General features: G+C 63.3%; 29 protein-coding genes, 1 tRNA gene and 2 pseudogenes. 18 read left to right on the top strand and 14 right to left on the bottom strand.

Annotated elements, in window-relative coordinates:
• The first annotated feature begins 183 nt into the window (after positions 1-183).
• The gene (locus AYJ54_RS25310; RefSeq protein WP_063703065.1) at positions 184-1,818 is read left to right on the top strand and encodes a glycosyltransferase family 39 protein; all 1,635 of its coding nucleotides are present in this window, start codon (positions 184-186) and stop codon (positions 1,816-1,818) included.
• A 197-nt stretch (positions 1,819-2,015) separates the two neighbouring features.
• Here the strand turns inward: AYJ54_RS25310 and AYJ54_RS25305 are convergent, their stop codons facing one another.
• Complete coding sequence (locus AYJ54_RS25305) at positions 2,016-3,266, bottom strand: multidrug effflux MFS transporter (protein ID WP_063703064.1); 1,251 nt, start codon at positions 3,264-3,266, stop codon at positions 2,016-2,018.
• A gap of 220 nt (positions 3,267-3,486) precedes the next feature.
• On the opposite strand from AYJ54_RS25305, the gene AYJ54_RS25300 reads away from it, so the two are divergent.
• A complete protein-coding gene (locus AYJ54_RS25300) occupies positions 3,487-4,644 on the top strand; it encodes a GGDEF domain-containing protein (protein ID WP_063703061.1) in 1,158 nt (385 codons plus the stop codon).
• Between the two features lie 2 nt (positions 4,645-4,646).
• On the opposite strand, the gene AYJ54_RS25295 is transcribed toward AYJ54_RS25300, so the two are convergent.
• Complete coding sequence (locus tag AYJ54_RS25295) at positions 4,647-5,228, bottom strand: TetR/AcrR family transcriptional regulator (protein ID WP_063703372.1); 582 nt, start codon at positions 5,226-5,228, stop codon at positions 4,647-4,649.
• Between the two features lie 112 nt (positions 5,229-5,340).
• On the opposite strand from AYJ54_RS25295, the gene AYJ54_RS25290 reads away from it, so the two are divergent.
• Positions 5,341-6,120 (top strand): crotonase/enoyl-CoA hydratase family protein, encoded by a 780-nt coding sequence (locus AYJ54_RS25290; RefSeq protein WP_063703059.1) that lies wholly within the window; start codon positions 5,341-5,343, stop codon positions 6,118-6,120.
• A gap of 252 nt (positions 6,121-6,372) precedes the next feature.
• A complete protein-coding gene (locus AYJ54_RS25285) occupies positions 6,373-7,686 on the top strand; it encodes a hypothetical protein (protein WP_063703057.1) in 1,314 nt (437 codons plus the stop codon).
• Positions 7,687-7,752: 66 nt separating this feature from the next.
• Here AYJ54_RS25285 and AYJ54_RS25280 read toward each other — a convergent pair whose 3' ends face one another.
• From AYJ54_RS25280 to AYJ54_RS25270, 3 genes are all read right to left on the bottom strand, one after another.
• A complete protein-coding gene (locus tag AYJ54_RS25280) occupies positions 7,753-9,288 on the bottom strand; it encodes a hypothetical protein (RefSeq protein WP_063703370.1) in 1,536 nt (511 codons plus the stop codon).
• Positions 9,289-9,511: 223 nt separating this feature from the next.
• Positions 9,512-9,600 (bottom strand) — tRNA-Leu (locus AYJ54_RS25275).
• Between the two features lie 80 nt (positions 9,601-9,680).
• Positions 9,681-10,349 carry a site-specific integrase gene (locus AYJ54_RS25270; RefSeq protein WP_161491902.1) on the bottom strand — a complete coding sequence of 223 codons (669 nt, stop codon included), beginning with the start codon at positions 10,347-10,349 and terminating at the stop codon, positions 9,681-9,683.
• A 12-nt stretch (positions 10,350-10,361) separates the two neighbouring features.
• Here AYJ54_RS25270 and AYJ54_RS25265 point away from each other — a divergent pair, with 12 nt between their 5' ends.
• The 6 genes from AYJ54_RS25265 to AYJ54_RS25250 all read left to right on the top strand — a co-directional run bounded on the left by AYJ54_RS25265 (position 10,362) and on the right by AYJ54_RS25250 (position 13,222).
• Positions 10,362-10,541, top strand: coding sequence for a hypothetical protein (locus tag AYJ54_RS25265; RefSeq protein ID WP_063703053.1), 180 nt, complete (start codon positions 10,362-10,364; stop codon positions 10,539-10,541).
• A 131-nt stretch (positions 10,542-10,672) separates the two neighbouring features.
• Positions 10,673-10,999, top strand: a complete 327-nt coding sequence (locus AYJ54_RS54085; RefSeq protein ID WP_082905851.1) for a polymorphic toxin type 8 domain-containing protein — start codon at positions 10,673-10,675, stop codon at positions 10,997-10,999.
• Between the two features lie 11 nt (positions 11,000-11,010).
• On the top strand, positions 11,011-11,394 hold the full coding sequence (locus tag AYJ54_RS25260) for a DUF2750 domain-containing protein (protein WP_063703052.1): 384 nt from the start codon (positions 11,011-11,013) through the stop codon (positions 11,392-11,394).
• 75 nt (positions 11,395-11,469) lie between these two features.
• Complete coding sequence (locus AYJ54_RS25255) at positions 11,470-11,769, top strand: hypothetical protein (protein ID WP_063703051.1); 300 nt, start codon at positions 11,470-11,472, stop codon at positions 11,767-11,769.
• Positions 11,770-11,881: 112 nt separating this feature from the next.
• Positions 11,882-12,073 carry a hypothetical protein gene (locus tag AYJ54_RS49715; RefSeq protein WP_136623921.1) on the top strand — a complete coding sequence of 64 codons (192 nt, stop codon included), beginning with the start codon at positions 11,882-11,884 and terminating at the stop codon, positions 12,071-12,073.
• Between the two features lie 723 nt (positions 12,074-12,796).
• Positions 12,797-13,222: a hypothetical protein gene (locus AYJ54_RS25250; protein ID WP_063703049.1), complete on the top strand. Its 426-nt coding sequence runs from the start codon at positions 12,797-12,799 to the stop codon at positions 13,220-13,222.
• Between the two features lie 24 nt (positions 13,223-13,246).
• Here the strand turns inward: AYJ54_RS25250 and AYJ54_RS25245 are convergent, their stop codons facing one another.
• Positions 13,247-14,449: an FAD-dependent monooxygenase gene (locus AYJ54_RS25245; RefSeq protein WP_063703047.1), complete on the bottom strand. Its 1,203-nt coding sequence runs from the start codon at positions 14,447-14,449 to the stop codon at positions 13,247-13,249.
• A 19-nt stretch (positions 14,450-14,468) separates the two neighbouring features.
• Complete coding sequence (locus tag AYJ54_RS25240; RefSeq protein ID WP_063703045.1) at positions 14,469-14,714, bottom strand: zinc-finger domain-containing protein; 246 nt, start codon at positions 14,712-14,714, stop codon at positions 14,469-14,471.
• 292 nt (positions 14,715-15,006) lie between these two features.
• On the opposite strand from AYJ54_RS25240, the gene AYJ54_RS25235 reads away from it, so the two are divergent.
• Both AYJ54_RS25235 and AYJ54_RS25230 read left to right on the top strand, forming a co-directional pair.
• Entirely contained in the window at positions 15,007-16,143 is a 1,137-nt protein-coding gene (locus AYJ54_RS25235; protein WP_063703043.1) for a hypothetical protein, read from the top strand.
• Positions 16,144-16,177: 34 nt separating this feature from the next.
• Positions 16,178-16,933, top strand: a complete 756-nt coding sequence (locus AYJ54_RS25230; RefSeq protein ID WP_063703041.1) for an alpha/beta fold hydrolase — start codon at positions 16,178-16,180, stop codon at positions 16,931-16,933.
• Here the strand turns inward: AYJ54_RS25230 and AYJ54_RS52725 are convergent.
• Together AYJ54_RS52725 and AYJ54_RS52720 are read right to left on the bottom strand one after the other, a co-directional pair.
• Positions 16,919-17,705: pseudogene (locus AYJ54_RS52725) on the bottom strand (hypothetical protein); the annotation flags it as partial. The gene AYJ54_RS25230 and the pseudogene AYJ54_RS52725 sit on opposite strands and share 15 nt — an antisense overlap.
• A 1-nt stretch (position 17,706) precedes the next feature.
• Positions 17,707-18,299, bottom strand: a pseudogene (locus AYJ54_RS52720) (hypothetical protein); the annotation flags it as partial.
• A gap of 276 nt (positions 18,300-18,575) precedes the next feature.
• Between AYJ54_RS52720 and cysE the strand changes: the two are divergent.
• Positions 18,576-19,400: a serine O-acetyltransferase gene (cysE, locus tag AYJ54_RS25220; RefSeq protein ID WP_063703039.1), complete on the top strand. Its 825-nt coding sequence runs from the start codon at positions 18,576-18,578 to the stop codon at positions 19,398-19,400.
• Positions 19,401-19,522: 122 nt separating this feature from the next.
• Positions 19,523-19,741, top strand: coding sequence for a DUF3126 family protein (locus AYJ54_RS25215; protein WP_007602550.1), 219 nt, complete (start codon positions 19,523-19,525; stop codon positions 19,739-19,741).
• A 74-nt stretch (positions 19,742-19,815) separates the two neighbouring features.
• On the opposite strand, the gene AYJ54_RS25210 is transcribed toward AYJ54_RS25215, so the two are convergent.
• Both AYJ54_RS25210 and AYJ54_RS25205 read right to left on the bottom strand, forming a co-directional pair.
• Positions 19,816-20,829, bottom strand: a complete 1,014-nt coding sequence (locus tag AYJ54_RS25210; RefSeq protein WP_063703037.1) for a fumarylacetoacetate hydrolase family protein — start codon at positions 20,827-20,829, stop codon at positions 19,816-19,818.
• Positions 20,830-20,999: 170 nt separating this feature from the next.
• Positions 21,000-21,707: a hypothetical protein gene (locus AYJ54_RS25205; RefSeq protein ID WP_063703035.1), complete on the bottom strand. Its 708-nt coding sequence runs from the start codon at positions 21,705-21,707 to the stop codon at positions 21,000-21,002.
• A gap of 227 nt (positions 21,708-21,934) precedes the next feature.
• Between AYJ54_RS25205 and AYJ54_RS25200 the strand changes: the two genes are divergently transcribed.
• Together AYJ54_RS25200 and AYJ54_RS25195 are read left to right on the top strand one after the other, a co-directional pair.
• Positions 21,935-22,264 (top strand): DUF6949 family protein, encoded by a 330-nt coding sequence (locus tag AYJ54_RS25200; protein WP_063703033.1) that lies wholly within the window; start codon positions 21,935-21,937, stop codon positions 22,262-22,264.
• A gap of 86 nt (positions 22,265-22,350) precedes the next feature.
• Complete coding sequence (locus AYJ54_RS25195; RefSeq protein ID WP_063703031.1) at positions 22,351-22,881, top strand: gamma carbonic anhydrase family protein; 531 nt, start codon at positions 22,351-22,353, stop codon at positions 22,879-22,881.
• Positions 22,882-22,883: 2 nt separating this feature from the next.
• Here AYJ54_RS25195 and AYJ54_RS51395 read toward each other — a convergent pair whose 3' ends face one another.
• Positions 22,884-23,048, bottom strand: coding sequence for a hypothetical protein (locus AYJ54_RS51395; RefSeq protein ID WP_201724254.1), 165 nt, complete (start codon positions 23,046-23,048; stop codon positions 22,884-22,886).
• The gene (locus tag AYJ54_RS25190) at positions 23,045-23,275 is read right to left on the bottom strand and encodes a hypothetical protein (protein ID WP_063703029.1); all 231 of its coding nucleotides are present in this window, start codon (positions 23,273-23,275) and stop codon (positions 23,045-23,047) included. The genes AYJ54_RS51395 and AYJ54_RS25190 overlap by 4 nt, the downstream gene beginning before the upstream one ends.
• 95 nt (positions 23,276-23,370) lie before the next feature.
• On the opposite strand from AYJ54_RS25190, the gene AYJ54_RS25185 reads away from it, so the two are divergent.
• Positions 23,371-23,679 (top strand): hypothetical protein, encoded by a 309-nt coding sequence (locus tag AYJ54_RS25185; RefSeq protein ID WP_063703028.1) that lies wholly within the window; start codon positions 23,371-23,373, stop codon positions 23,677-23,679.
• A gap of 103 nt (positions 23,680-23,782) precedes the next feature.
• A complete protein-coding gene (locus tag AYJ54_RS25180; RefSeq protein WP_063703026.1) occupies positions 23,783-24,178 on the top strand; it encodes a hypothetical protein in 396 nt (131 codons plus the stop codon).
• A gap of 190 nt (positions 24,179-24,368) precedes the next feature.
• Here the strand turns inward: AYJ54_RS25180 and AYJ54_RS25175 are convergent, their stop codons facing one another.
• Complete coding sequence (locus AYJ54_RS25175; protein WP_063703024.1) at positions 24,369-24,863, bottom strand: hypothetical protein; 495 nt, start codon at positions 24,861-24,863, stop codon at positions 24,369-24,371.
• Positions 24,864-25,191 lie beyond the last annotated feature (328 nt).

Raw genomic sequence — 25,191 nt, 5'->3', positions numbered from 1 at the left:
AGGGCGCGTCTTGCGCCTTTCGCGGGCATCACGAGGCGGCGCCGCTGACATCAGCGGCGCCGTTGTCGTTTGTCAGCTTTAGAATGCGTGGAGCTTTTAACCCTTCCAGTTTCCAATCATTGCTATATGTTTCTGTTCTGAAATAAATGTGCCGTCTTCGCGCATTCCTTTCCTTGCCTCGATTTGATTCACGTGCCGATCGATTTTGCATTCCAGGCGATGGCCGAACGGTCGGATCGCTCGCCGGCACGGTGGCGCCGACCTTTCCTGCGTTGGCTCGACGCCGTGGAAGCGGGCTGGGCCGTGCCGCTGCTCCTGGTCTGCTTCGTCGCGATCTGGACGCTCTATCTGGTCATCGCCTATGCCGGTGGCGGCCTGCATCCCGACACGCTCGAAGCCTGGACGCTGGGGCGGCATTTCGCATGGGGCTATCCCAAGCATCCGCCGCTGATGGGCTGGATTGCGGCGGCGTGGACGACCGTCTTCCCGCTCAGCGACTGGTCGCTGCAACTGATGGCGATGGCGAATGCGGGGCTCGCGCTGTTCTTCGTCGACCTGATCTCGCGGCAGTTCGTGACCGGGCACAAGCGCATCCTGGTGCTTCTGCTCCTGATGCTGACGCCGGCCTATCAATTCCACGCCCAACGCTTCAACGCCAATTCGGTGCTGCTCGCGACCTGGCCGCTCGCGACCTGGTGCTTCCTGCGCGCGTTCGAGACCCGCACCGCGTTGTGGGCCGTCGCGGCCGGATGCACGGCGGCGCTGGCGCTGGTCGGTAAATACTATTCCATCTTCCTCGTCGCGAGCTTTGCGTTCGCTGCGCTGGCGCATCCGGCGCGACGGGCCTATTTCACCTCCGCTTCGCCCTGGATATCTGCAGTCACCGGGCTCGCCGTCCTGTCGCCGCACATCTACTGGCTCGCGACCACGGGCGCCTCGACCTTCACCTATGCGATGGCTCACGCCAGCGGCGATGCCATCACCTCGCTCGGCGACGTGAAGAACTTCGTTCTGGGACTGGGGGCGGCGATGAGCGTGTCAGCCGCGATTTGGGTGGTCATCGCAGGGATGCGGCTGAAGCAGTTTCCGGCCGACTTCGCCGCGATGAGCCCGGGCCTGCGTCTTCTCTTCTACGTCGCGATCGGCACGATCGTGCTGCCGATCCTGACATCGCTTGCGATGGGCACTGATCTACCGTCGTTGTGGGCGTTGCAGGGACTGTTCTTGTTCGCCGTGCTCGTGGTCTGCGGCACACGTTACCCGATCGAGCGATTCTACACCGTCAATCTCACGGTCACCACGGCCGGTGTCGCGCTCGCCGCCGTCGTTGTCGCCGCGCCGATCCACGCCGTCTACCGCAACACCCACGGCTATGAAGAGGGGCGGAATTTCTACCCCCAGGCGGCGAATGAGCTGACCCGCCAATGGCATGAGCTGACCGCCGAGCCGCTCGGCGCCGTGAGCGGTGACGATTCGCTGACCTTCGCGACGGCCTTCTACAGCCCGGACCATCCGTATTACGCGCGGCCCTTCGAATATCAGTACACCTGGGGCTTGCCACGCAAGACGACGCTCGAGCGCGGCTGGGCCGCGCTCTGCTTCCGCGACCAGACCAATTGCGGCGCGTGGATGGACCGGGTATCCGCGCGCGCCGGGCACTTCGTCAGGCGCGAGTTTGCGGTGCAGGCCACACTGTGGGGCAAACCCGGCGTCACACGCGAACTGATTGTGCTGATGGTGCCGCCGCGAGCGAGCAGCGATTCGGCGCCCGAAAGTACGGCCGACGATTTCAGCGCCAGCAGGCGAACGTCCAAGTAACGCTTGTGCTCAGCAATGACTGTCACGCACCCGTTCGAGCCCTTCGCTCGCGAAAGGTGGCGTAAAGGGCGCCGGCTCGGATGCCGGACGTTCCGCTTCCGTCCGTTCTGAGGTGTGATGGTCTTTGTCGCGTTCCGGTTCCATTGAGCCGCCTCTCGAATTGCTGCAGTACAACATCGAGAGCGCGGGAAGGTTCCTCATGCGCCGGTCCGATGATGCGGCTTGAACAACCGTCCCTTCTCGACGATCAGCACGATCGCAAGCGCAAAGAGCGTCGACAGGAAGAATCCGGTCGAGAACGGCAGCAGCGTGCCGTCAAAACTCTGACCGATCACCATGCCGACCACGATGCCGATCACGGTGGTGATCGAGCCGTAGAGCGAGGAGGCGGTGCCGGCGATATGACCCTGCGGCTCCATGGCGAGCGCGGTGAAATTGGCGACCATCATGCCGAAGGAGAACATCATCAGCGCGGAGAGCGCCATGAACAGCCACAGCGGCAGTGCATCGAAACTCTCCGTGAGCAGCATCACGCCCGCCACCGCCGCATAAAGCGCCAATGCGCCGTGCGAGATCACGCGCATGCCGAGGCGGCCAACCAGCCTGGCGTTGAGGAAGGCGGCAATGGCGGTGCCGGCCGCGATCGCGGCGAAGGCGAGGGGGAAGTAGTGGCCGAGGTGATAGATGCCGGTGAAGACCTGCTGGGCCGAGAAGACATAGGCGAACAGCGCGCCCATGACGCTGCCGGCGGCGGTCGCATAGCCGATGGTCTGCCGGTCGGTGACCGTCTGGCGGAAGGCCGCGAGCACTTCGGCCGGCGCGAGAGACCTGCGCTCCGAGGCGGGCAGGGTCTCCGGCAGCCGCAGCACGCTCCAGGCCAGCGCGAGCAATCCGTAGAGCATCAGCACGACAAAGATGCCGCGCCACTGGGTGACCAGCAGCACCGCCTGTCCGAACGACGGCGCGATCACGGGCACCGCGATGAACACCATCATGGCGAGCGATATCACGCTCGCCATGCGCCGGCCGACATAGCAGTCGCGCACGATCGAGGTTGCAATGACGCGCGTCGCCGAGGTGCCGAGCCCCTGGAGCGCGCGGGCCAGCAGCAGTGTCTCGAAGGTGGGCGCGGCGACCGCGAGCACGCTCGCAACCGCATAGACGGCCATGCCGCCGAGCAGCACCGGCCGCCGGCCGAAGCGGTCGGACAGCGGCCCCATGACGAACTGGCCCGCGCCGAAGCCGATCAGGAAGGTCGAGAGCACGAGCTGGAGATGGTTGGCGACGGGAATCTTGAAGGCCGCCCCGATATTGGGCAGCGCCGGCAGCATCATGTCCATCGCAAGCGGATTCAGTGCCATGATGGATGCGATCACGATGACGAATTCGGGAAAACCCATCGGGCGGTGTCCCGAGGACACCCAACTGTCGGCATTGACGTCGGACAAGGAAGCTCACCTCTGATTTTCAGAAGGCGGTTGTATCGGGAATGTTGCGCTGCACAACCCATGTTTTGAGATGGCTGTCAGGCGGGGGCGTCGAGAGAGCCTGCCCGTCCAGTCGGCCGGACATCGCGGGCAATTCCTCGGCAATTTAGCGACATCGTAAAGCGGATCCCAACCGGGCTCGCCTATACCGTTCCCGAGGCGTTGGGGGAGCGCGAGGCTCATGGTTCTGGATCTCAGAACGATCTATGTTGTGACTTCATTAACCGTGGCCTTGCTGGGCGCAGTTCAGCTCGCGAGCTATTTCATCGGTCGTTTCGGGCGCTGGCCGCTGTGGTGGGGGCTCGGCAACATCCTCACCGGGTTCGGGTCGTTCTGCATTGCGTTTCGCGACCTTGCCCCGGACGTCGTCACGATAGATATAGGCAACTCCGCAACAGTCGCGGGTTACGTCTGCATGCTGCCAGCGGTTCGTTTGTTCGCGAACCGCCCGGCGCACTTGCGCTACGTTGCTCTCGCGGCCTTGACCGGCACTCTCATCTCCGTCCTCGTGCTTGATGGCGCCTCGGGCACGAGAGGGCGCATCATCTTTGGTTCGCTGGTCTGCTGCATCGTCGATCTGGTCATCGCGCGTGAAGGCGTCCTCCTGGGTCTGCGCGAACGGCTCTATTCGGCATGGATCCTGGTGTCCCTGTATTTGCCGACCGCGTTGATATTTGCCGTGCGTGCCCTGCTTGCGGCCACCGGCGAAATCGGCCGGGAGAGGCTGTTCGACGGCAGCAGTGCCCACACCGCGCTCGCAGTGTTCGCCGTGCTCTTCATCGTGCTGCGTAACATGGTGATGATGCTCATGGCGGCAGAACGAAACCACCACCAGCTCACCGCGTTTGCGACCAGCGATCCGCTGACCGGTGCCCTCAACCGCGCGGGGCTCGCCCGCGCCTATGGCGCGTTAGGCGCGACACGGGTCACGGCCCTGCTTATCGACATGGATCATTTCAAGGCGCTCAACGACAGGCATGGCCATGCCGCGGGCGATACGCTGCTGCGGATGCTCGTGGAGGTCGTCAAGACCAGGCTTCGGCCCGGCGATGTCGTTGCGCGGCTGGGAGGCGATGAGTTCGTCGTGCTGCTTGCAGATGCTTCGCTGGACGATGCCGCCAGGATGGCCGGCGGCATCAGCAAGGATTTTTCGGACGCCATCAGCGCACACGGCACGTTCAAGGTCCATCCGACGCTAAGCATCGGCATTGCCCGTCGTTCGACAGCCGCGATGACTCTCGAAGCCCTTCTTCAAAACGCCGACGCGGCGCTCTACCGGTCGAAGCAGCAGGGACGTAACCGGATCGAGGCGCACGTCGAGGAGCCGCTGGCGGCCTGAGTTCAGCCCGTCCTGCGGGCGCCCTCCACGAGGCCGCGCGCCAACTCTCCCGCTGTCTCCACATAATCGAGGTCGCGGTGGATCAGCATCACGGTCGTGGCGCCGTCGAGCAGGACAATGAGCTGGCGCGCAAGGGCCGCGGCACCAGGGATGTCGTGGTCGCGCAATTCGGCCTCGAGCCAGGCCTCGAAGCGTTTCTTGTGTGCAGCGCCGGCCTTCACCGCCGGGTGTGCGGGCGTGTTTGCGAGCTCGGCGATCGTGCGCAGGAAGCCGCAGCCGCGCCATCGCGGCGTATCCACTGATCTGCCGAGCTTGATGAAGAGACCGTGGACCTTGTCCGCCGCGGTCCCTTCGGTTTCCGAAAACCAGCGCCGGTAAAGGTCCAGCGTCGGCTGATCGCGGGCCGCGATGGTCGCGGCGACGAGCTCGTCCTTGCTGGTGAAATGATAGTAGAGCGTCTTCTTGGTGACGCCGGCCTTCTCGGCGACCGCATCCATGCTGACCGCCTTGATGCCCTGACCATAGAACAGCCGCGTCGCTGCAACGACGATCTGCTCGCGCGTCTTGTCACCGTTTCTGGGCATGCCGGTCAAAAGTATACTGTCTAGTGAGTATACACAACGGCGCCGCTGTGGCTGATTGCCGCCGAAAGCAGAGGCCGCCATCGCCGTGGCCGGTTCTAAAAGGAGCCAGCATATGTCCGACTTGATCCTATCGGAAACGCGGGGTGCCATCGCGCTTCTCACACTGAACCGCCCGAACAAGCTCAATGCGCTGAACTACGCGCTCATCGACCGCTTGATGACGATCCTCGATCGCATCGAGGATGACGCGGGAATTCGTGCCGTCGTGCTGACGGGGGCGGGAGACCGCGCATTCTCCGCCGGCGCCGACATCGCCGAGTTCTCCGAAAGCATCAAGGACGGGCCGGACGCGGCGGTGAAGGCGTTCGTCCGGCGCGGGCAGGGGATGACGGCGCGCATGGAAGCGTTTCCAAAGCCGATCGTCGCCGCCGTCAATGGTCTCGCGTTCGGTGGCGGCTGCGAGATCACGGAGGCCGTGCATCTCGCCGTCGCGAGTGACCGCGCCATGTTCGCCAAGCCCGAGATCAATATCGGCATCACGCCGACATTCGGAGGCACGCAGCGCCTGCCGAGGCTCGCGGGCCGGAAGACAGCGCTGGAGTACCTCCTGACGGGAGATCCTTTCACGCCGCAGCGCGCCTACGAGATGGGTTTGGTCAATCGCATCGTGCCGCACGACCGGCTCATTGAGACCGCGTTCGAGATGGCAGACCGCATCACGCGGCATTCGCGGCTGGCCGTGGCCCGGGTGATCACGGCAGTCACGCGAGGCCTGAACGCATCGATCGCGGAAGGCCTGGCGATCGAGGGCGAGCAGTTCGCGCGCATGGCGGCGACGTCGGATACCCGTGAAGCGCTCGACGCCTGGTTGGCCGCCCGTTCGTCGCGATAGGCGCTCTTCCGGCGTTTTTTCGGGCGAGATGGTCGGGAACCTACGGGACGGCGATCTTGCCGGCCGACTTGCCGGCGGTCCTGGCTCCGCCTTGGAAACCATGGATTCACCATGCCGGCCTAAAGATGGGCGCCCGACGGGGCCTGTCCTTTGGGCAGGATGAATCCGAAACGCATCCTCTCCACTGTGGCGGCTGACTGATGAGGCGCCGTATTGGCGGCGCCGGGGAAAAGACAAGCAGGGTATCCGCAGGTGTCCGACGTCTCCAGTGCAGCGCGATGGTCCGGATCGCCGGCCGATCTCCGCGCGTCGCGGAATACCTGGCTCACCTGGCTGATCGCGCTGGCGACGCTTCTGGTGCTCGGCAGTTTCGTCAACGATGCGACACTCGATGTGGATTACGGCTGGGACGTTCGCATCAATTGCGCGGCGGTCGATGCCTATGTCGATGGGCTCGATCCTTATTTCCTCCGGAATTTGAAGGGGGGCAGGTTCCCCTATCCCTATCTGCCGGTGACACTGGACGCGTTCCGGCCGCTCTGCGCCGGCGGATTCCTCGTCGCGCATTACAAGAGCATCCATTTCGTTCTCGCCGTCCTCTGCGCGCTTCTGCTGCCGGGCCTCGGCAATGCCCGCCCGGGCGCGCGCGACCTTGCGCTGAGGCTCGTTTTCGCGCTTGGCGGTTTCCTCGGCTTCGAATGGATTTTGGCGACCGGCAATTTTGCCGTGCTGAGCGGCCTGCTCACGGCAACAGCGCTGGCGCTGCTGTTGCGTCCGCTGCCGTCGGAAGGGCAGGGCGGCGCGAGCTTCCTGCCGCTGCTGGGTGGCGCGGCCGTACTCGGCCTCGTGACCTCGTTCAAGCTGGTGTTCTGCCCCGTCCTCGCCGCGCTCTATTTCCTGCCGCAGCCGCGGCATCGCAAGCTCATCCTGATCGCGGTGGCGGCCGGCATGTTCGCCCTGCCGATCCTGATCTCGATGGTGTTTTACGCGAACCTGTTTCCGAGCTGGCTCAGCGCGATCACCGGCCAGATTCCGGGGCAGCATGCGCCGGGGAACGAAGTCAATCCATCGTTCCTGTTCCTCGCGCTCGTGCTTGCTGACCGCTTTGCGCTCGCCGGCAGCGAGCCTCTCGTCGCCGCGCTCTACGGGCTCTTCGCAGTCGTACTGGTACTGGCGCCGCTCGCGGTGTCGGTGTGGCGCACGGTCTGGGCGCGCGGCTCCGCCGGCAAAGGCTCGCCGCTTCAGGCGCTCGACCAATGGCTGATGGATCATCCCGGTGCGGCGATACGCTTTACCGTGCTCGCGATGTACGCGCTCTATCTCTGCGCGCCCCGGCTGAAGGAATATGCCTTCTTCGAACTGGCGCTCTACGCCTGCGTCCTCATCGTCGACCTTCCTGCGACCGCGCTGGCGGCCGTGCTGACCGTCGCCATCATCGCACCCGCCCTTGCGTCATTCTCGGGCAGCGCCTTCGTGGGCGGCTTCGGGCAACTCGCGACCGCGCTCATCTGCTTCTGGCTCCTGCTTTCGCGCCGATCCGCGCCGCCAGATCTCTCGGCGCCTTAGGGCGTTTGCCTTCCGTTGTCCCAGCGGAAAGGCCCGGCGTTCCACATCGCAAATCGCACGGGATTGCTATTGAGAAGGCGCTTCGCCCGCTTGCCTGGGTACGGATGAGGCACGTGGCTTGGTGTAGAGGCTCTCATACGCTCCGGTGTAGTCCTCTCGCCAACCCCTCTTGTCCACGAGGAACCGCCTCAGCTCTTCGTGCGCCTTCACCCAGAGCACTGCATCGATCTTGTATTTCTCGATCACCGCGTCCCAGGCGGTCTCATCAATTTCCCACCGAACCAGCTTGAGATAGTCGCGCAACAAGTCGTCCGGATAGGCGGTCGCCGCCCGGCCGTCCACGAACACCGGCACCGACCCGTGAGTGCGGAAGATCAAATACCCGCCCACGTTCCAGTGGTTCAACAGCCGCGCATGCGAAGCATGCGCCTCGAGATAGCGGGCATCCTCTTCCGACAGCATGTTCGGCAGTGCGAGAGCCGGCCTCACCTGGATGAAGGTGAGCGGTAGGGCGCAGACACCGATGATGCCTGCTGCCAGCAACGCTCGCTGGGCCTGCAGCCCTGAAAGGCGTTTGGGCAGCAGCCGGTCGATGTGAAGCGCCAGCGGGACAGTCGAGAACATGAAGAAGAACGATATGTACCTGAACTGATAGAGTCCGAGGATCAGGAACAGCCACGCAAGCAGCCGCGGCTCCAGAGGAACGCGAGTTGAACCTCGGTAACGCAGTTCAAGCGCCACGAATGTCAGTGCATAGGTGATGCCGGGGATGCTCCCAGGTATCTCCATATTGTGGAAATACGGGCGCCATTCGCCGATGTTCGCCTGGATGAAGTGGCCCAACGTCGCCGTTACGCCGTCGTAGATGTGCCACCCCAGAGGATTGACGAATATCGCAGCAAGGCACCCCACGCCTGCGAAGAAGTAGTTCCGGAAATTCACCCAATCCCGCCTGAGCAGGGCTGCGCCGCAAAAGACGCCAATGATGGGAAAGCCGAGCACAAAGCCGCCATGGAGATTGACCCAGAGGACCATCATCACAGGCAGCAGGTACCATCTCCGTCGCCTCAGGCATTCCCCGTAGAAAATAACGGAGAAGAGCATCGTCGCGATATTCGGCGCCGCCGCGAGATACATGTTCGGCGCAGCCTCGTAACACGGATAGAGCAGGCATGCGGAGAACACGGCGATGCAGGCCGCGAGCGCCGATGCGCCGCTCCTCAGACAGCAGAACGCAAGGTATCCGGCGATGATCGCGCCGCAGGCGACGATCAAAATGACCAGACCGCCAAATCCCGTATATTGATAGAGCGCACTGGCGATCACGTCCCAGAGCCAGGACAGGTTATACCATCGCTTCTCGCCCAGCGTGAACGACCAGGGGTCCTGGAAGGGGACCTCGCCTCGGTCTCTGATCAGGTCCCCGGCAGCGAGGTGCCATCCCAGATCATAGTGACTGAGCAGAAGCGAGGCATTTGAAAGGTAAAACACGCACAGGAAGGAGACCAGGAAGACGTAGATCTCGGACCCGCTCAGGTAACGTGCGAACGCCGTCGGTGCGACGTCCACCCTGGAGTGGGACCAATCTTCTCGCGCGTCCATAAGAGCCCTCACGATCGAAGCGAGCCGCTCCAGGCCCTGCATTTCCGGGTCTGCATCGCCATAGCGGGGAACGATCTAAAGTTGAGTAAAGGTTGGTTGCGCCATGCGGGTTCCGCACGCCGACGAGCGTCTTGGTAAAGAGATGGTTGCGTGCAGCGGTGGTGGCAGGCGCGGACCTGTTTCTGGATCCAGCTGACGCGCCCCTCGGCGCCGTCAGGTCTCGTGGTGCGGGCAGCCGGGGTCGAACCGGCACAGCGCTTGCGCACCGAGGGATTTTAAGTCCCTTGCGTCTACCAATTCCGCCATGCCCGCCGCTTTGATTTGTCTAGAGAAATAGCCATTTGCGGGCAAGTGTTTTGCAGCAAATCCCTCGATGTTTTGCAAATCCATGTTCATGGCTTGTCCTTGATCCGCTCGAATGCTCGGATCACGTTCAGCTCAGCTTCAACATGGCGGGTGTAGTGGCCGCCCATGGCCTCCGAAGAGTCGCCGATCAGATCCGCGACTTCCGACTTGCTCGCACCGTTCCGGCGCCACCAGGCGGCGTATGAGACGCGTAGACCGTGGAGCGTGGTTCCGGCGCCGATGTGTCCGGCTCGCTCCTGATCCCGCAGCCAGTGGCTGACCTTGGTCTGCATTTCTTTCTCGCTCACCCACAGCGAGCCATCATCGCGGACGGCAATCCGTCCATCTGCGCGCTGCACCTTCAGATCAGCCAAGAACTGCTGGAGCTCAGGTAGCACAGGGAGGAGGACTGATTTGATCTTCTTCTTGTTCTTGCGTGGCGCGTAACGAACCGCCTTTCCAGTCGGTCCCTCTGGATGATCCTCGAATTGCTTCCGGTTGATGTCTACAATCGTCTGCCCGCGGAGGCCCGCATAACGCGCCAACATCATCGGTATTAGGACCTCGAGCGGAGCGTTCTCCCGGACGAACCTCCACTCCGGCATCAACCATTCTCGGTTCGAGTCGGGATTGGCCTCGTGCACCTTGTCCATTCCCAGGCATGGATTCGAGAGCATCTTTCGACGCTTGACGCCCTGCTTGAACATCGAGGACATGGCCGAGATCATTTGATCGGCGAACCCCGACCTATTGAGCAGCTTCTATTTGTCTCGACTCCGGACGAAAACCCGATCTGCTTTTCAATCATCGATATGATTGAGGAATCAACCGTCGTGGCAGAGAAGATCATCGACGTTTGTGGCGATAGCAAAATATTCTTAGAGCTGAATATTCGCGGCGCCGATTGAGTAGATTTGACGGGTGTCCCGGTGTTGGTCTGTTTATGGCTCAGAGCTATCTTCTTTACACATGAGGATGAGTCAAAAAAAGAACCAGGGCTACGCCTGGTCTTTCTTTGTTCTAATATTTGTTGAGTTGAGTGGTTCAGCTAGGCGCAGATGCGCTGAAAGCGGGAGGAGCCGCCGGCCGAGCAGGCAAACAGGCTCGCTTGCGCGAACTTGTCAACAATGACAAGCTGGGGTCCGCTGATCGAGGCTGGTTAAGGCAAGAGTTGAATTCGATCGAGCGAGGACAACGGTCAACGATTCGGAACCCGCCAGGTAAGGACTTGGCCCACGAGCGCGGGCGAGAAGCAGCGAAGGGCTATGACTACAGCCACTCGAACTGGCAGGATCGAGACCGACATCGTTTGCAGCACAGGTACGACGATTTCGGCCGCGCAAACGCCGAGCGGCCCTTAGCGTAAGGAACGCAAGTATGAAGGTGAATCCAAAGCAAATGGAGGCAGTACTCGCTTTGTCAGGAGCCAAGCGCTTCGAGCACTTCATTAAAGTGATCGCCGATTGGCAGGAGGCATGGGGCCTGTGCAAGGACGGATGGGCCCTTGCGGCGGCAGACGATGGAACGACCGTATTCCCGCTATGGCCGGCAAAGGACTATGCATTAGTTTGCGCTACCAACGAGTGGGATGGGTATGAGCCACGTTCGATCACGCTGGCCGACCTAATAGAAGTGCTCTTGCCGAAGCTGAAGCGAGATGGTGTTTTGCCCGGCGTGTTTTTTACGCCGACAAGTAAGGGGGTCACGCCATCAGTGGACGACCTGAAGTCGGCGCTTGAGGCAGAGCTACAGAACTATTGATCGCCCTGAGACACCATTCGAAGTCTCCTCGGAGAATTACGGTGACAGTGCATAAAACCTGACACCCTGAACCGGTTGACCTCCTCGGCGGACAACCTGACGCCGCTGTCGAAGACGTTCTCCTACGACCCGATCGGCAACCTGCTGTCGAAGTCGGATGTCGGCACCTACACATACCCGGCGGCGGGACAGGCGCAGCCGCATGCGGTGACCAGCATCAGTGCGGGCCTGATCTCGACCACCTTCACCTACGACCTCAACGGCAACCAGACCTCGGGCCTCGGCCGTACCATCGCCTGGACCTCCTACAACAAGCCGGCGAGTATCACGCAAGGTACGCGCACGGTCAGCTTCGTCGACGATACCGAGCACTAAGCGCTTCAAGCAGGTGACGCCGGAAGGGACCAAGCTCTAAACTCTCGGCGTTCCGGGGCTCGGCGGAGGTCACCAATCCCAGTGACCAAAGGTCTTGGAGTGTGGAGGAGCGATGCTTGGCATCTGCGGCGGTCAGATGTTGGCAGGTTCCGGCAGTCGCATCGACCCGTCCGACCTAATTGAGCTTCAAGCCCTTCAAGGTCTCGCGCTGCCGCCACTGGGTGGCGGATGGACTGCCGATTTGTTCGATCTCGATGTATCTCATTCGGACGGCTTCCAACTACAATTTCGGGCTGAAATCTAGCGGAACCAGCGAGGTGAGGTAAGGCCGGGCAAGGGCGCTGCACGGTCGCCGAACCTCGTTCAGAAGCGCTCGCCGTTTTCCTAGTCCATGCTGCGTCGAATTCGGAGAGGATGGACCGATCCTGCTCGGGCAAAGTCTCGTTCGAAAGCAGAGACTTCACCCTTTCGCGGAACAGGTCCGCGTCCAAAATCCTCTCGATCCCCTCGACGCCAGCACGCGTCTTGCGCTGCGCGACCCGATTTCCGGACCCATGGCTCCAGCCATGGGACGTGAAGGCTTTTGCGAACGAGACGACCTTGTCGTCGTGGACCAATTGCAAATTCGCCCAACGCCGGACTTCCTTGCCGTCGTCCTTCGCCAAGTCATGCCATTTGAAGAGAATTTGCGGTAGCCTAGCAAGCGAGGATAGATGTCCGCACTTAGACTCGGCGCGAATGCTCTTCAACGCCAGCCTCTGTAACTTCTCGCAATCTTCCTCGGTGGTGATCTGCCTCTCGTCGGTTTGAGGCGGTTTAAGTCCCTTGCGTCTACCAATTCCGCCATGCCCGCTTGATCCAACGAGATCAAACACTTAAAGCCCTTTCCGGCGGTCTGGAATCGGCGCATCCTGGGCCGGAGGGGGCGCTTCTTCCTTAAGCGAGCCGGCCGCGCAAGGCAAAGCCTCAATCCGGACATCTGTTGTTGCTTTAGGCATTCTCAATTCGAGGGGACTATTCATCCGGCATGCCTGCTTCGATCCCAACCCGTCTGCGCGCTTGCGGCGCGCTCGCCGCGCTGCTCGCGGCCGGCTTCGCGCTGTCCGGCTGCGCCGGCATGAGCGACACGGTTTCTCCGGCCTTCGCCGATCCCGGTAAGTATGAACTGTATGACTGCAAGCAGCTCGAGGGCGAACGCAAGTCGCTCGCCGCCCGTACCGCCGAATTGCAGAAGCTAATGGACAAGGCGGAGACCGGCGCCGGCGGCGCGGTCGTCGCCGAGCTCGCTTATCGCAACGACTACGTCGCCGCGCGCGGCCAGGCGCATTTTGCGGAAGAGGCCTGGCGCCGCAACAAGTGCCGGGAAACGCCGCCTGACGCGACGCCGCCCGCGTCCAGTCCGCAGCCGCCGGTCATTAAGCCCGCCCCGAAGTCCAGAGGCGCAGTCCGCTGAGAGGCGACCCGCGGCGCATTCGCTTCAGAGGCGCCAGCCGTAGATCCAGTCCTGCCGTGCCAGCATGCGCTCCGGCCCGAGCGCGCGGATGGCAAGATCGCGCGCGATCGCGAGCGGGCCGGTAAAATGATAGATGCGGCCCTGTTGCCGCGCGGTCCGCTGCACGCGCCGGACGCGGGCCTGGCGCGCATGCCCGTACTGCTTCAGCGCTGCGGCGATGCCGGCTGCGCTCTCGGCGGCGTCGCTGCTCAAATGTTTGGCGAGCACGGCGGCGTCCTCGATCGCCATGCCCGCGCCCTGTGCCGCAAACGGCAGCATCGCATGCACGGCGTCGCCGAGCAGCGCAATCGGACCTTTGCTCCAGGCGCAGCCCTCGGGAAGGGTGAACAGCGCCCATTTGCGCCAGCTGTCGACGGCGGCGAGCATCATCCGCGCAGGCGGCGGCCAGCGCGGCGCGGCGAAGGCATCCATCACCTCGGATGGATCGCCCGGCGTGCTCCAGCCAGGCCTGTTCCACGTTCCCGGCAGCACCGCGACCACGTTGATCTGGCGGCCGCCCGCGATCGGATAGGCGACGAGATGCGCATTCGGACCCATCCAGAGCTGCACCCGGCGCGCGGTGTATTCCTTGGGGAGTTGCGTGGCGTCGAAAGTGCCGCGCCAGGCGATCAGTCCTGAGAAGCGGGGCTGGACGTCGGGAAACAGATGCTGGCGTACTGTCGACCAGACGCCGTCGGCGCCGATCAATGCACTCGCCAGATCGCTGCGGCGTATCGTGCCGCTGCGATGGACGATCGAAAGTCCCCTGGCGTGGGGTGCCACATCCTCGAAGGTCGCGCCCAGCCGCAGATCGACGTCGGGATGATCGGAGACCGCGCCGACCAGCGCCGATTGCAGATCGGCACGGTGCACCACCCAATAGGGCGCGCCGGCGCGCTCGGCGGCGGCCTCACCCAGTGGCATGCGCAGCAATTCGCCGCCGGCGCGCGCGCTCATGATGCAGACCGCTTCCGGGGTCACCGCGCGCAGCCTGAGCCGGTCCTTGAGGCCGAGCTCGACCAGCACGCGGCTCGCATTGGGCGACAATTGCAGCCCGGCGCCGACCTCCTCGAGCCGCTCGGCCTTTTCCAGCAGCACGACGCGAAAGCCTTTGCCCGCAAGCGCGAGCGCGGCGGTCAAGCCTCCGATTCCGGCGCCGGCTATGAAGATCGTTCGGGAGAGGGCCACCCCTGACCGATGAGACCTGTCAGGCCACCTTGTCCTTCAGGACGCATTCCGGCGGGCGGGCCTCGCCGGCCTTCAGGTCGGCGGCGAGGCGGTACAGCGTCGAGCAGTAGGGGCAGATGATCTCGTTGTCGTTGCCGAGGTCCAAGAAGACGTGCGGATGATCGAACGGAGGGTTGGCGCCCACGCACATGAACTCTTGCGAGCCGATCTCGATGACGGGGACGCCGGCATCGTTGTGGAAGTGGGGGACGACATGGTCGGACATCGTAACTCATCCTAGAGTGGCAATTGCAGCGGACACAATCACTAGTGACGCAGCGTCTTTGAACGCCGCGGACCATACTGGGGGGTGCAGATGATTGCTAGTCCAGCGGAACCAAAAGGTTTCGCAACTACCCCATGCTCATTTGCTCATGCAAATTCGACACAATCTTGTCGCCTCGGAGAAGCCCTTCTTTCGTCGGGGACGTTGTGTCGCAATTTTGGCGTACTATTTCTGTGAACGAGCACAACTCCGACGAAAGACGAACGATCAGGAGAGCGACCAGGCTTTGAGCATGAGGTGGCTGCGAATCAGCACAGCGTTGGCCGGTATCGCGGCATGCAGCTTCATGCTCGTGCAGGTCGCACCGCATGCCCGCGAGGCGGGCGCGATTTTCGCCGCCCAGGACGATCCGGCGGCGCTTTCCGAACTCGGGCTCGACGCGGTTCTGCGGCACAACGAGCGCCTGGTTCAGGACAACATCGAGGCCGCACTCGCATCGGGCGATGCGGATCTCGCGAACAGCTTCGTCGAGCTCGCGCGTGACCGCAACATCGCGCTCCCCGACGACCTCTTGAGCCGGGTGAGCGATGCGGTCACGGAAGAAAATTCCACCTCGCATTTCGCCAAGCGGTTTGCCACCGGCCTCGTCACCGGCAGCGCCGACGATGTCGCGAGCCTCTCGGGGACGGTGGCCGGCGATCTCTTCGTGATCGGCGACATCAGGGACATCGTGCGCGAAGGCAAGCATCTCGCCATGGGCGAGGACACCGATCGCCTCGTGCTCGGGCTTGCGGCCGCCGGCCTTGTGGTGACGGCCGCGACCTACGTGTCCGTCGGCGGCGCGGCCCCGGTGCGCGCCGGGCTGACGCTGGTGAAGGATGCCCGCAAAGTGGGACGGCTCGGCGAGGGGCTCGCTGCATGGGCCGGGCGTTCCGCGCGCGAGGTCGTCGACACGCCGCTGCTCCAGAATGCAGTCGCCTCGGGGTCCGTGTTGCGGCCGGGCGAGACCGTGAGCGCGATCAAGGCCGCGTTCCGCGCCGAGAAGGCCGGCGCGCTGGTCCGGCTCGGCAAGGACGTCACGCGCGTTGCCGAAAAAGCCGGCACACGCGGCGCCATGGAGAGCTTACGCATTGCCGACGGCCCGAAGGATGTCGCGCGCGCCGCGCGGCTTGCGGAAGCGCAGGGTGGCAAGACGCGCGCGATCATGAAGCTGCTCGGACGGGGCGCGCTGCTGCTCGCCGGCGGCGCGTTCGATCTCGCGCTTTGGCTGTTCGGCGCGGCGATGACGCTGTTCGGCCTCCTGTCTTCCATCAAGGCGACAACCGAGCGCCTCACTCAAGCCTGGTGTGATCGCAGACGGGCGCGGCGGCTGCGCCAGGCGCAGATCGCCGCTGAAGCCGCTCTGGCGGGCGCCGCCCTCAAGGCCTAGGATCAACCTTTCCCCTCAAGACGCGGAATATGTGATGCCGAGCTTCCACAACGGCGCAGTCGAAATTGCCTATCTCGATGAAGGCGAGGGCGATCCGATCTTTCTGTTGCACGGCTTTGCCTCGAGCAAGAACGTGAACTGGGTCTATCCGACCTGGGTCTCCGAACTGCGCAAGAATGGCCGCCGCGTGATTGCGCTCGACAATCGCGGCCATGGCGAAAGCTCAAAGCTCTATGAGCCCGCGCAATATTCGATCCCGACCATGGCCGGCGACGTGCTCGCCTTGATGGACCATCTCGGCATCCCGCAGGCCGACATCATGGGCTACTCGATGGGCGGGCGGATGACGGCCTGGCTCGGGCTCAACGAGCCGCAGCGCCTGCGCTCGGCGATCCTTGGCGGCATCGGCATCGGCGGCCTGATCGAAGGCACGGGCCCCGGGGAGAACGTTGCGAAAGCACTGGAAGCGCCGTCGCTCAATGACGTCACCGATCCTGTGGGCCGCACCTTCCGTGCCTTCGCCGATCAGACCCGTTCCGACCGCCGTGCGCTCGCTGCCTGCCTGCGCGGCACGCGCGATCTCATGACGCGGGACGAAGCCGCGCGCATCGACGTCCCCGTGCTGATCGCGGTCGGCACCAATGACGAGGTCGCGGGCTCGGCGGGCGCCCTTGGCGCGATCATCCCGGAATCGGAAGTGCTCGACATTCCGAACCGCGATCACATGCGCGCGGTCGGCGACAAGGTCTACAAGACCGGCGTGCTCGATTTCCTCTCACGCCGCGGCTGACATCTCGTCTACAGGCTCGTCGTCGCCGGAAGCGCGCGCCAGCGCCATCAGCACCACGAAGGTCGCAAGCCACACCATGCGCGCGCCGTAACGGTCGTGCGGGCCCGAGATCACGCCGCAGATGAAGGCGTTGCCGAGCAGCGCCAGCGTCACGGTCGCACCCAGCAGCGTCAGATCATCCAGCCGGCGGTTCGCAAGCGCGTGCGCGAGCAGGCCCAGCAACGCCAGCATCGAGACCAGCGCGACAGGCACGTGCAGCCAGTTGACGTAGTCGAAATCGACGCCCCAGAGCTGCTGGCGGGCGGCGCGCATCGGCGCAACCTGCGTGGGGATGTAGCGCTCGATGATGCCGTAGGTGTGCGGAATCCAGCCATTGGTGCCTTCGCCAGTGGCGACATGCAGCAATTGCTGCCCCATCGCCCTCAGGGCCGCGCCGGTCTGCCAGGCCGGATAGTCGGCGAGCGAATGCACGACGATGTAGCCCATCTCGTCGTTCATGCCTTCGAAACGGCCGAGCGTGTTGAACATGCTCTTGCCCCACAGGAACTCGTCGGCGGTGGCCGGCAGATCGTTGCGGTAGGGACAGAGCTTGAAGCTCTCGCGCGGGCAGTGGTCGTTCAGGTAGCGCGTGACGATGCCGTCCTGCATCATGCGGCCGAAGGCGACGCCATAACCGCCAGGCGTCCAGGCCCATTTGCCCGACAGCGCATGGTTGGCCGACACCAGCATCACGCCGCCGGCGACAATTGTAAGGCTCGCCTGCGCCAGACCCNCCCGCCAGTGGAAGGCGGCGTCCCAGCAACGGCCGCGCCATCCAGCCGACGGCGCAGAGGCCGAGCAGCACGCCTAGCGTGGCCGAGTGAGTTGCGGCGGCAAATGCGGTGAAGACGAACAACGAGAATCTTTCCAGGCCTGAAGTCCGGCTCCCGCCGGCGATCAGCAGGAACAACGACAGCACCGACAGCCCGGCGAAGATGTCGGTGAGCAGCATGCTGGCAAGCCAGGGCAGCGCGGTCGACAGGATCAGCGAGAGGCCGATCGCGACGAAGCGGAACGTCTGCATCAGGCCGAGCACGCGTGAGGTGAGCTGCAGCAGCCACAGCGTCGCCAGCGACTGGACGGCGAGGTTGATCCAGAAGCCAAAACTCTCGCCGTAATGCAGATACAATCCAAACACGGTGGAGCGGCTGGGGACGAGATAGCCCTCGTACCAGCGTGCGAGATAGCCGCCGGTATCCCATTGAAGCAGGGGATAGCCGTTCCAGAATGCCGGCGCGATCATGAGGAGGGGCAGGGCCACCCCGGCCAGCCGGAGCCAAAACGACCCCGCGGCGCGGGCGCGCAATATTTCGGTGGTGATGCTCAAATCCTCTCCCCGGCCTGTCGGACCATGCCCGCAATAACCGTTGAGGCGGAATTCACCAATAGTTTGACGTTGCCCGGCTTGAATTCGGCAAAACTCTGACCACTTTGAGCCGACCTTGCCGCCTGGGGGCGCCAGAAGAAAGTGTTGTGATTCAACGCTTTGGCGGACTATTGCCGGTCAAGGCGCTGTTCACTCTCAGGCAAGCCCGTCAGGACTTTGTCGCCTAAGCTGTGCTATAGAACCAACAAAACGAGCGAATTCGAAAGAGCAGATCCCATGGCAGTGCATCAGGTCAATCCGGGAGGAAAGCTCGCAGCCCTTGATCCGATCTGGGACCGGATCCGGAGCGAAGCCGAGGACATCGTCCATCGCGAGCCGGAGCTTGCGACCTTCATCTATTCAACGGTGCTGCATCACAGCCGGCTGGAGGATTCGGTGGTGCACCGTCTCGCCGACCGGCTCGATCACTCCGCGCTGTCGGGCGATCTCGTGCGCCAGACCTATGACGAGGCGCTGCGCGAGGATCCCGATCTCGGCAACGCCTTCCGGGCCGATCTCGTCGCCGTCTACGACCGCGATCCCGCCACCGCGCGCTTCATCGATCCGTTGCTCTACTTCAAGGGCTTTCACGCGATCCAGACCCATCGCCTCGCACACTGGCTCTATCTGAAGGGTCGCAAGGATTTTGCTTATTATCTCCAGAGCCGCGCTTCCGCGGCGTTTCAGACCGACATCAATCCCGCTGCACGCATCGGTCGCGGCATCTTCCTCGACCACGCTACCGGCTTCGTCTGCGGCGAGACCGCTGTGATCGAGGACGACGTCTCGATCCTGCACGGCGTCACGCTCGGCGGCACCGGCAAGGAGAATGAGGACCGCCATCCGAAGATCCGCCACGGCGTCATGATAGGCGCGGGCGCAAAGATCCTCGGCAACATCGAGGTCGGGCATTGCGCACGCATCGCGGCCGGCTCGGTCGTGGTGAAGCCCGTGCCGCACAACGTCACGGTCGCTGGCGTGCCCGCCAAGATCGTCGGCGAAGCCGGCTGCGCCGAGCCGTCGCGCACCATGGATCAGATGATCAACGCCATGGGGCTTTGATGTCAGATGGGGCGGATTTTTCCCGCCCCGATCGTCCCCAAAAATCTCGGGAATTCATGCTGGCGGTTCGTCGCGTCTCGTCCTAAAACCCCGCCAACTCAGATTTCGATTGGAGACTTGCCGTGGACGTCAAAGAAGTGAGGAAGCTCGACGCGTATCTGAAGCGCGTATTCGGCAATCCCAAGATTCGCGTCGTGCCGCGGCCGAAGAAGGATGATTCCGCCGAGGTCTATATCGGCGAGGAATTCATCGGCGTGCTCTTCGTCGACGACGAAGATGATGATCGCTCGTTCCAGTTCCAGATGGCGATCCTCGAAGACGATCTCGTCGATCAGGAATAGTCGCCGCGAGACTTCGCTGCGTATAGGCGATGCGCGGCCGGATTTGTTTCTCCGGCCGCGCGCCCAAGCTGCGGCTAGGCAAGGTCGAACCTCAGGGTCCCAAGCTTCTCGATCCGGCTGGTGATCCTGTCACCGGCCTTGAGCCAGACCTGCTTTTCCTTCGGCATGCCGATGATGACTCCCGAGGGGGTCCCCGTGAAGATGATGTCGCCCGGCTCGAGTGCGAACAGCTTCGAGGTGTAGGAGATCACCTTCTGCGGATTGAAGATGAATTTCGACGTGTGCGACGACTGTCGTGCCTCGGTCTCATCGTTCACGAACGTCTCGATCTTCAGGTTGTTCGGATCCATGAGATCGGCTGAGACGAAGTAGGGGCCGATCGGCGCGAAGCCGTCCAGAGTCTTGCCGACCATCCACTGTCCGCCTTTTTCGAGCTGGAGATCGCGCGCCGAGAAGTCGTGCCCGATCGCGTAGCCCGCGACGTAGTTGAGCGCATCGGCCTCGGAAACGTTCCGCGCGGCCTTGCCCATGACGATCAGGAGTTCGGTCTCGTAGTCGAATTTGTAGGAGATCTCGCGTGCCGGGAGCTTGATCGTGCAATTATGGGCGGCGAGCGTGTTGTTGTACTTGTTGAAGAGAATGGGCTCCTTCGGCAGCTTCTCTCCGGATTCTTCCACGTGCTCCTTGTAGTTCAGGCCGACGCAAACGATTTTGCCGGGATCGGTGAAAAGCCGACCGAACTTGATCTTGCTCTCCTCCTTGAGGAACTCCGGCTTATCCTTCGCCGCGCTGATCAATTGCTGAAGCGCCGCGGCGTTTCCGTTGGCGAGCAGGTCTTCGAGCGTGGTAGGCGCATCCATGTTCAAGGCCTTCTTCGCGGGCGCGACGTCGAGAATGCCGTTCGCCAGTTTTACACCGAGCGTCTCGCTGCCGTCCGTCTGCTGAATGGACAACAGTGTGAGGCCGCGCGGCATTTCCTTTGGAGCCGAGCTCTGCGCGGCTGCTTGCGCAATATCGGTTTGAGTGAAGGCTGCTCCGCCGATACCGGCCGCAACGGCGGTTTTGACGAAATCGCGACGTGTTGTCATTGTTGTTCCTCCCGAACGAATTGGAGCAGCCGACAGGGAAGGGGGTCTCCCATGTTGCACAGCCCGCGTGGAGGATAGTGTTGGCTGGCCATCCTGGCCAGTGATCGGTCCGTATGGAGATCAGCGGTTTTTGAAGGCCACACCTGCGTGCGGAGCGCTCGACCGGTCGGTCAGCCCCTCGGCCCGCGCAACTGCACCGTCAGCCTGTCCATCGCCTCCGCCACCTCACGCCATTGCGACAGCCAGCTCCGCGGAAAGCGGAAGGTGAGGTCGGCGCCGTCGACGCGGCGCTCGGAGAGACACATGCCCGGAGTGGCCGCGTCGCGCGTGCAGCGCGCGGTCAAGAGCGGGTTCGCGCCGGAAAACAGATCCTCGCTGCCATAGGGCGTGTCAGTGCGGAACATCCGCATCGTCAGCCCGTCCTCCGGCATCGTTGCGGCCTGGTCGAGATAGCGCGGATAGATCGTGCTGACGCGCTGCTCGGGCGCCAGCGCATCGTGATGTGCCGCGATCGACAGGAAGATGCGGTCGATCGGCTGCATCGCCTCCTCGACCGTGTCGGCGGTGACATGCTTCGGTGCGCTCGGCACCTCCAGCGAGGGATAAAGGAAATCGAGGTCGATCCGTTCCTGCGGTCCGGAATGCCGCTGGATCTTCATGCGGATCGCCGCCGTCGGCACGTTGAACAGCGTGCCGCCGACGCTCACCGGCAGCTTGTCGGGCGCGTTCGCGCCTCTGGCGCCCCAGGTCGGCCACAACAGATAGGCGACCAGCGCGACCGCGCTCACGGCAATCGTGCCGCTGAGCGCGATCGGGACGAGATGCGCCCGCGTGCGCGTCGTGCGGGACCGGGGGGAGGCTGCCGAAAACACCGTCATGTACTTGAGCGACCAAAGCCGGGAAGTCGGCCGATGGCCGACGAATCAGTCGCGACTATGCCATGCGGCCGCGATTTCGCGGAGCATTCCCGGCTGCCCACGAGGCGCGAGTGAGGTCTGCGCGGGCCGGTTGGGGTTGTTAACCTTCCCTTAAGGATAATGTAGCGTTAACCGGCACTTTTTGTCACAGGAAGGCACCGGCGTTGCGTAAGTGCGGAACCGTTCCGATGACCCCTGAGGCACTGAATACTTTCTTCTCGATCTGCATCGGCTTCGCGCTCGCGGGCGCGCTCGTGAACGGATACCAGGCGGTCGCGCAGCGGCCCGCAGGTTTCGGCCTGTTGCAGGAGGGCGTGGCGCCGAAGACCTTCGCGGCGGTGCCGTTCCTGGTGTTCGCCGCTCCCTTCATCATCATGCGCAACACGCTGCGCGGGATGCGGGTGGAGAGCCGCCGCTTCGAATTCGTGATGATGGCGACCGTCATCGCCGGCTTCTGGAGCATGATGAGCGGCACCTTCTTCCTGATGACACTGCGCGCGGCCGGCGTCCTGGCCTGACGCGCGTTCCGGGCTGCCGGCACGGCGGCCCTTTGCTTCAAGCCCGCCGTTTCGCTATGCCAGGGTCAGCGTGACAGGAGACCCCCATGGCGATCTACGAGCTCGACGGGCAGGCGCCCGATCTTCCCGCCGACGGCAACTACTTCATCGCGGAGACCGCGACGGTGATCGGCCGCGTGCGCCTGAAGCCGGGCGCGAGCGTCTGGTTCGGTGCGGTGCTGCGCGGCGACAATGAGTGGATCGAGATCGGCGAGGGCTCCAACGTGCAGGACGGCTCGACCTGCCACACCGATCTCGGCTTTCCGCTCGTCATCGGCAAGAACTGCACGGTCGGTCACAACGTCATCCTGCACGGCTGCACGATCGAGGACGATGCGCTGGTCGGCATGGGCTCGATCGTGATGAACGGTGCGAAGATCGGCCGCAACAGCATCGTCGGCGCGGGCTCCGTCATCACCGAGGGCAAGGAATTTCCCGAACGCTCGCTGATCATCGGCTCGCCCGCGCGCGTGATCCGCACGCTCGATGGCGCCCAGGTGCAGAGGATGGGAAGCGCCGCGAAGTTCTACGTAGCCAACGGCCCGCGTTTCAAGAAGGGGCTGAAGCGGATCGGCTGACGTCAGTCGCCCTCGGACTCGCGCGCCTCGGTTGAGCTCGCCACCTTCTCGTGGCCAGCGGCCCACAGCGCATGCTCGTCGCTGCCGTCCTGGTAAGGGTTGGCCTCAGCGGGAAGGTTTTTGCGCGCGGCGCGTTCGCCCTCCGCGAAGGGGTCGCGATCGGTCATCGTGATTTCACCTTTCTGGCTTTGGCACGCGCGGCTGGCTTGCTGGATTCAGCGTCGAGCCTGGCGCTCTTGCGCAACGCGTCCTTGAGATCGATGGGAATGCCGTGCTTCTTCAAGAGGTCGGCAAAGGCTTCATCCGCGAGTTCCTGAAACGTCGCCATCCTGTCGCGCCCCAGTTGCTTCAGCTTGTCGAACGTATCCTCGTCGAACGCGATCAGTTTGCGCATGATCGTGGCTGCCTCCCTGCTTCAAGCGGACGTGACGGGGGTCGTTCCGGAACGGGTCTTCGTCGGGGCTGTTGACCGGTAAAGGAGAATTTCCGATGGCCAGGTCGTTCGCAACCGTTTCAGTCAAATCTCTGATCGTGATCTGCGGCATCGCCGCGATGCCGGTCGCATCATTCGCGCAGGCCACCGGCGGCACCGCGGGATCGACCAGCGGCGTCCCCAATGCGCCGGCGCCGCCCCCCGGCACGAACAGCCTCGGTACGGCCCAATCATCCGGCGCGAACAGGGCGCCCGGCGTCACCACCGGCACGGGAAGCGGCGCAAGTGCTGCCGCCGATGAGACCGTCAAGACCGAGAACCAGCTGCTCGACAAGAAGATGAAGAGCATCTGTCGCGGCTGCTGATGCTCGCGCGGAAGTGAGCCAGCACTCCTGTCAGGAATGCACAAGTGACATTAGCTTGCTCCTTCTTAGTAGTGTGGACGGTTTCCACACGGAGGATTGAGCGATGTTACGCAAGATGATCATGGCGGCCCTGGCCGTTGCCGCGGTCGGACTGTCGGCGCCACAGGCGGCGCAGGCGCGCGGTGGTTTCGGCGGTGGGGGCTTCCATGGCGGCGGCTTCCACAGGGGCGGATTTCATGGCGGATTCGGCGGCGGCGGGTTTCACGGCCACTGGCATGGCCGCGGCTTCTGGCCCGGTGTCGTGCTTGGCGCAGGTCTCGCCGGCGCGGGCTACTACGGCGGCTATTATGGCTACGGCTATCCCTATTACGACGACCCCTATTATTACGACTCCGGCTATGGCTATGCCGACGGCGGTTATGGCGGCTGCTACGTCGTGCGGAAGCGCGTTATGACGCCCGCAGGCTGGCGTGTCCGCCGCGTCGACGTGTGCGAATAGGGGACGAAGGCCGGTTTATGGCGCAAAAAACAAGGTCGTTGACGCAGTATACCGTCAACGACCTTGCCAGCCCCGGATATTGAAATTGGCTCACGCCATCCGGTACGGGCGAGCATGACGCGGAATCATACGGGTGAATGTGATCCAGTTCACAACCAGAAAAATTTAGTCGGGCACCTGACGGTGCGAATCAGCTGCGCGACTTGCGGTGCCGGGCGCTCGCATGCGCCCGCCGACCCGGCTTGCGCCGGTTAACAGTCGGCGTCTCGGCCTCGGTGGCCCGGGCGCTGGCAGAGGACTGCCGCAGGCCGTCGACGGACTCGGTCAGGGTCGCGACCTGCTCCGACAGGCGCTTGGTGTCGGCCTGTTGGGCCGACAGGATGCGCTTCACCGTCAGGAGCTGGTCTTGTACGACCTGCAGCTGGTCGATCGACTCCTGCTGAGTCGCCTCCAACCCTTTGGTTTTCTCGACGAGCTGCTCGGAGGCCTGCGCCGCGCGCACCTGGAGCTGGCGCGACGCCACCGCCCGGTCGGTCTCGGGCGCATGGCCGGTATAGGCGCGCCAGATCGCAATCGAGGTGGCGCCGACGATCAGGAGGAACAGGGCCGCGGCGGTCAGCGCGATCGGCTGGGCGCCGAGACGGAGGAGGGGATTGGTCGGTTTATCCTCTGCGAGATCGATCATCGCTGACAAAGCCCAAAATTGAACTTGGTAAGTGGCGAAGACCGGCAAGCCCCTGAGGCGGCCGGGATGTCCCGAAAACGTTACAGTTCGGCAAGAAATGGGACGAAAAGGAGGCCACGGGCCAAAAAAGGCAATTGTTCCAATCCTGAAGAGGGCACTTCTTCGGAAATTAAAGAGGGCACTTCCCCGGAAATCAGGAGGGGCTCGCCCAAAAAAGAACTCCCCGTCTATGCCGGAAATCAGCATGGACGGGGAGTACGTCTGTGAGACGGATCAGGACCGTGCCGTGACGGTCATGAGTCGCGACGCTAGGGCCGAGCGGCCTTCA

The organism is Bradyrhizobium centrolobii (assembly GCF_001641635.1).
GTDB classification, from domain to species: Bacteria; Pseudomonadota; Alphaproteobacteria; order Rhizobiales; family Xanthobacteraceae; genus Bradyrhizobium; species Bradyrhizobium centrolobii.
This window is presented reverse-complemented; position numbering and strand designations above follow the sequence as displayed.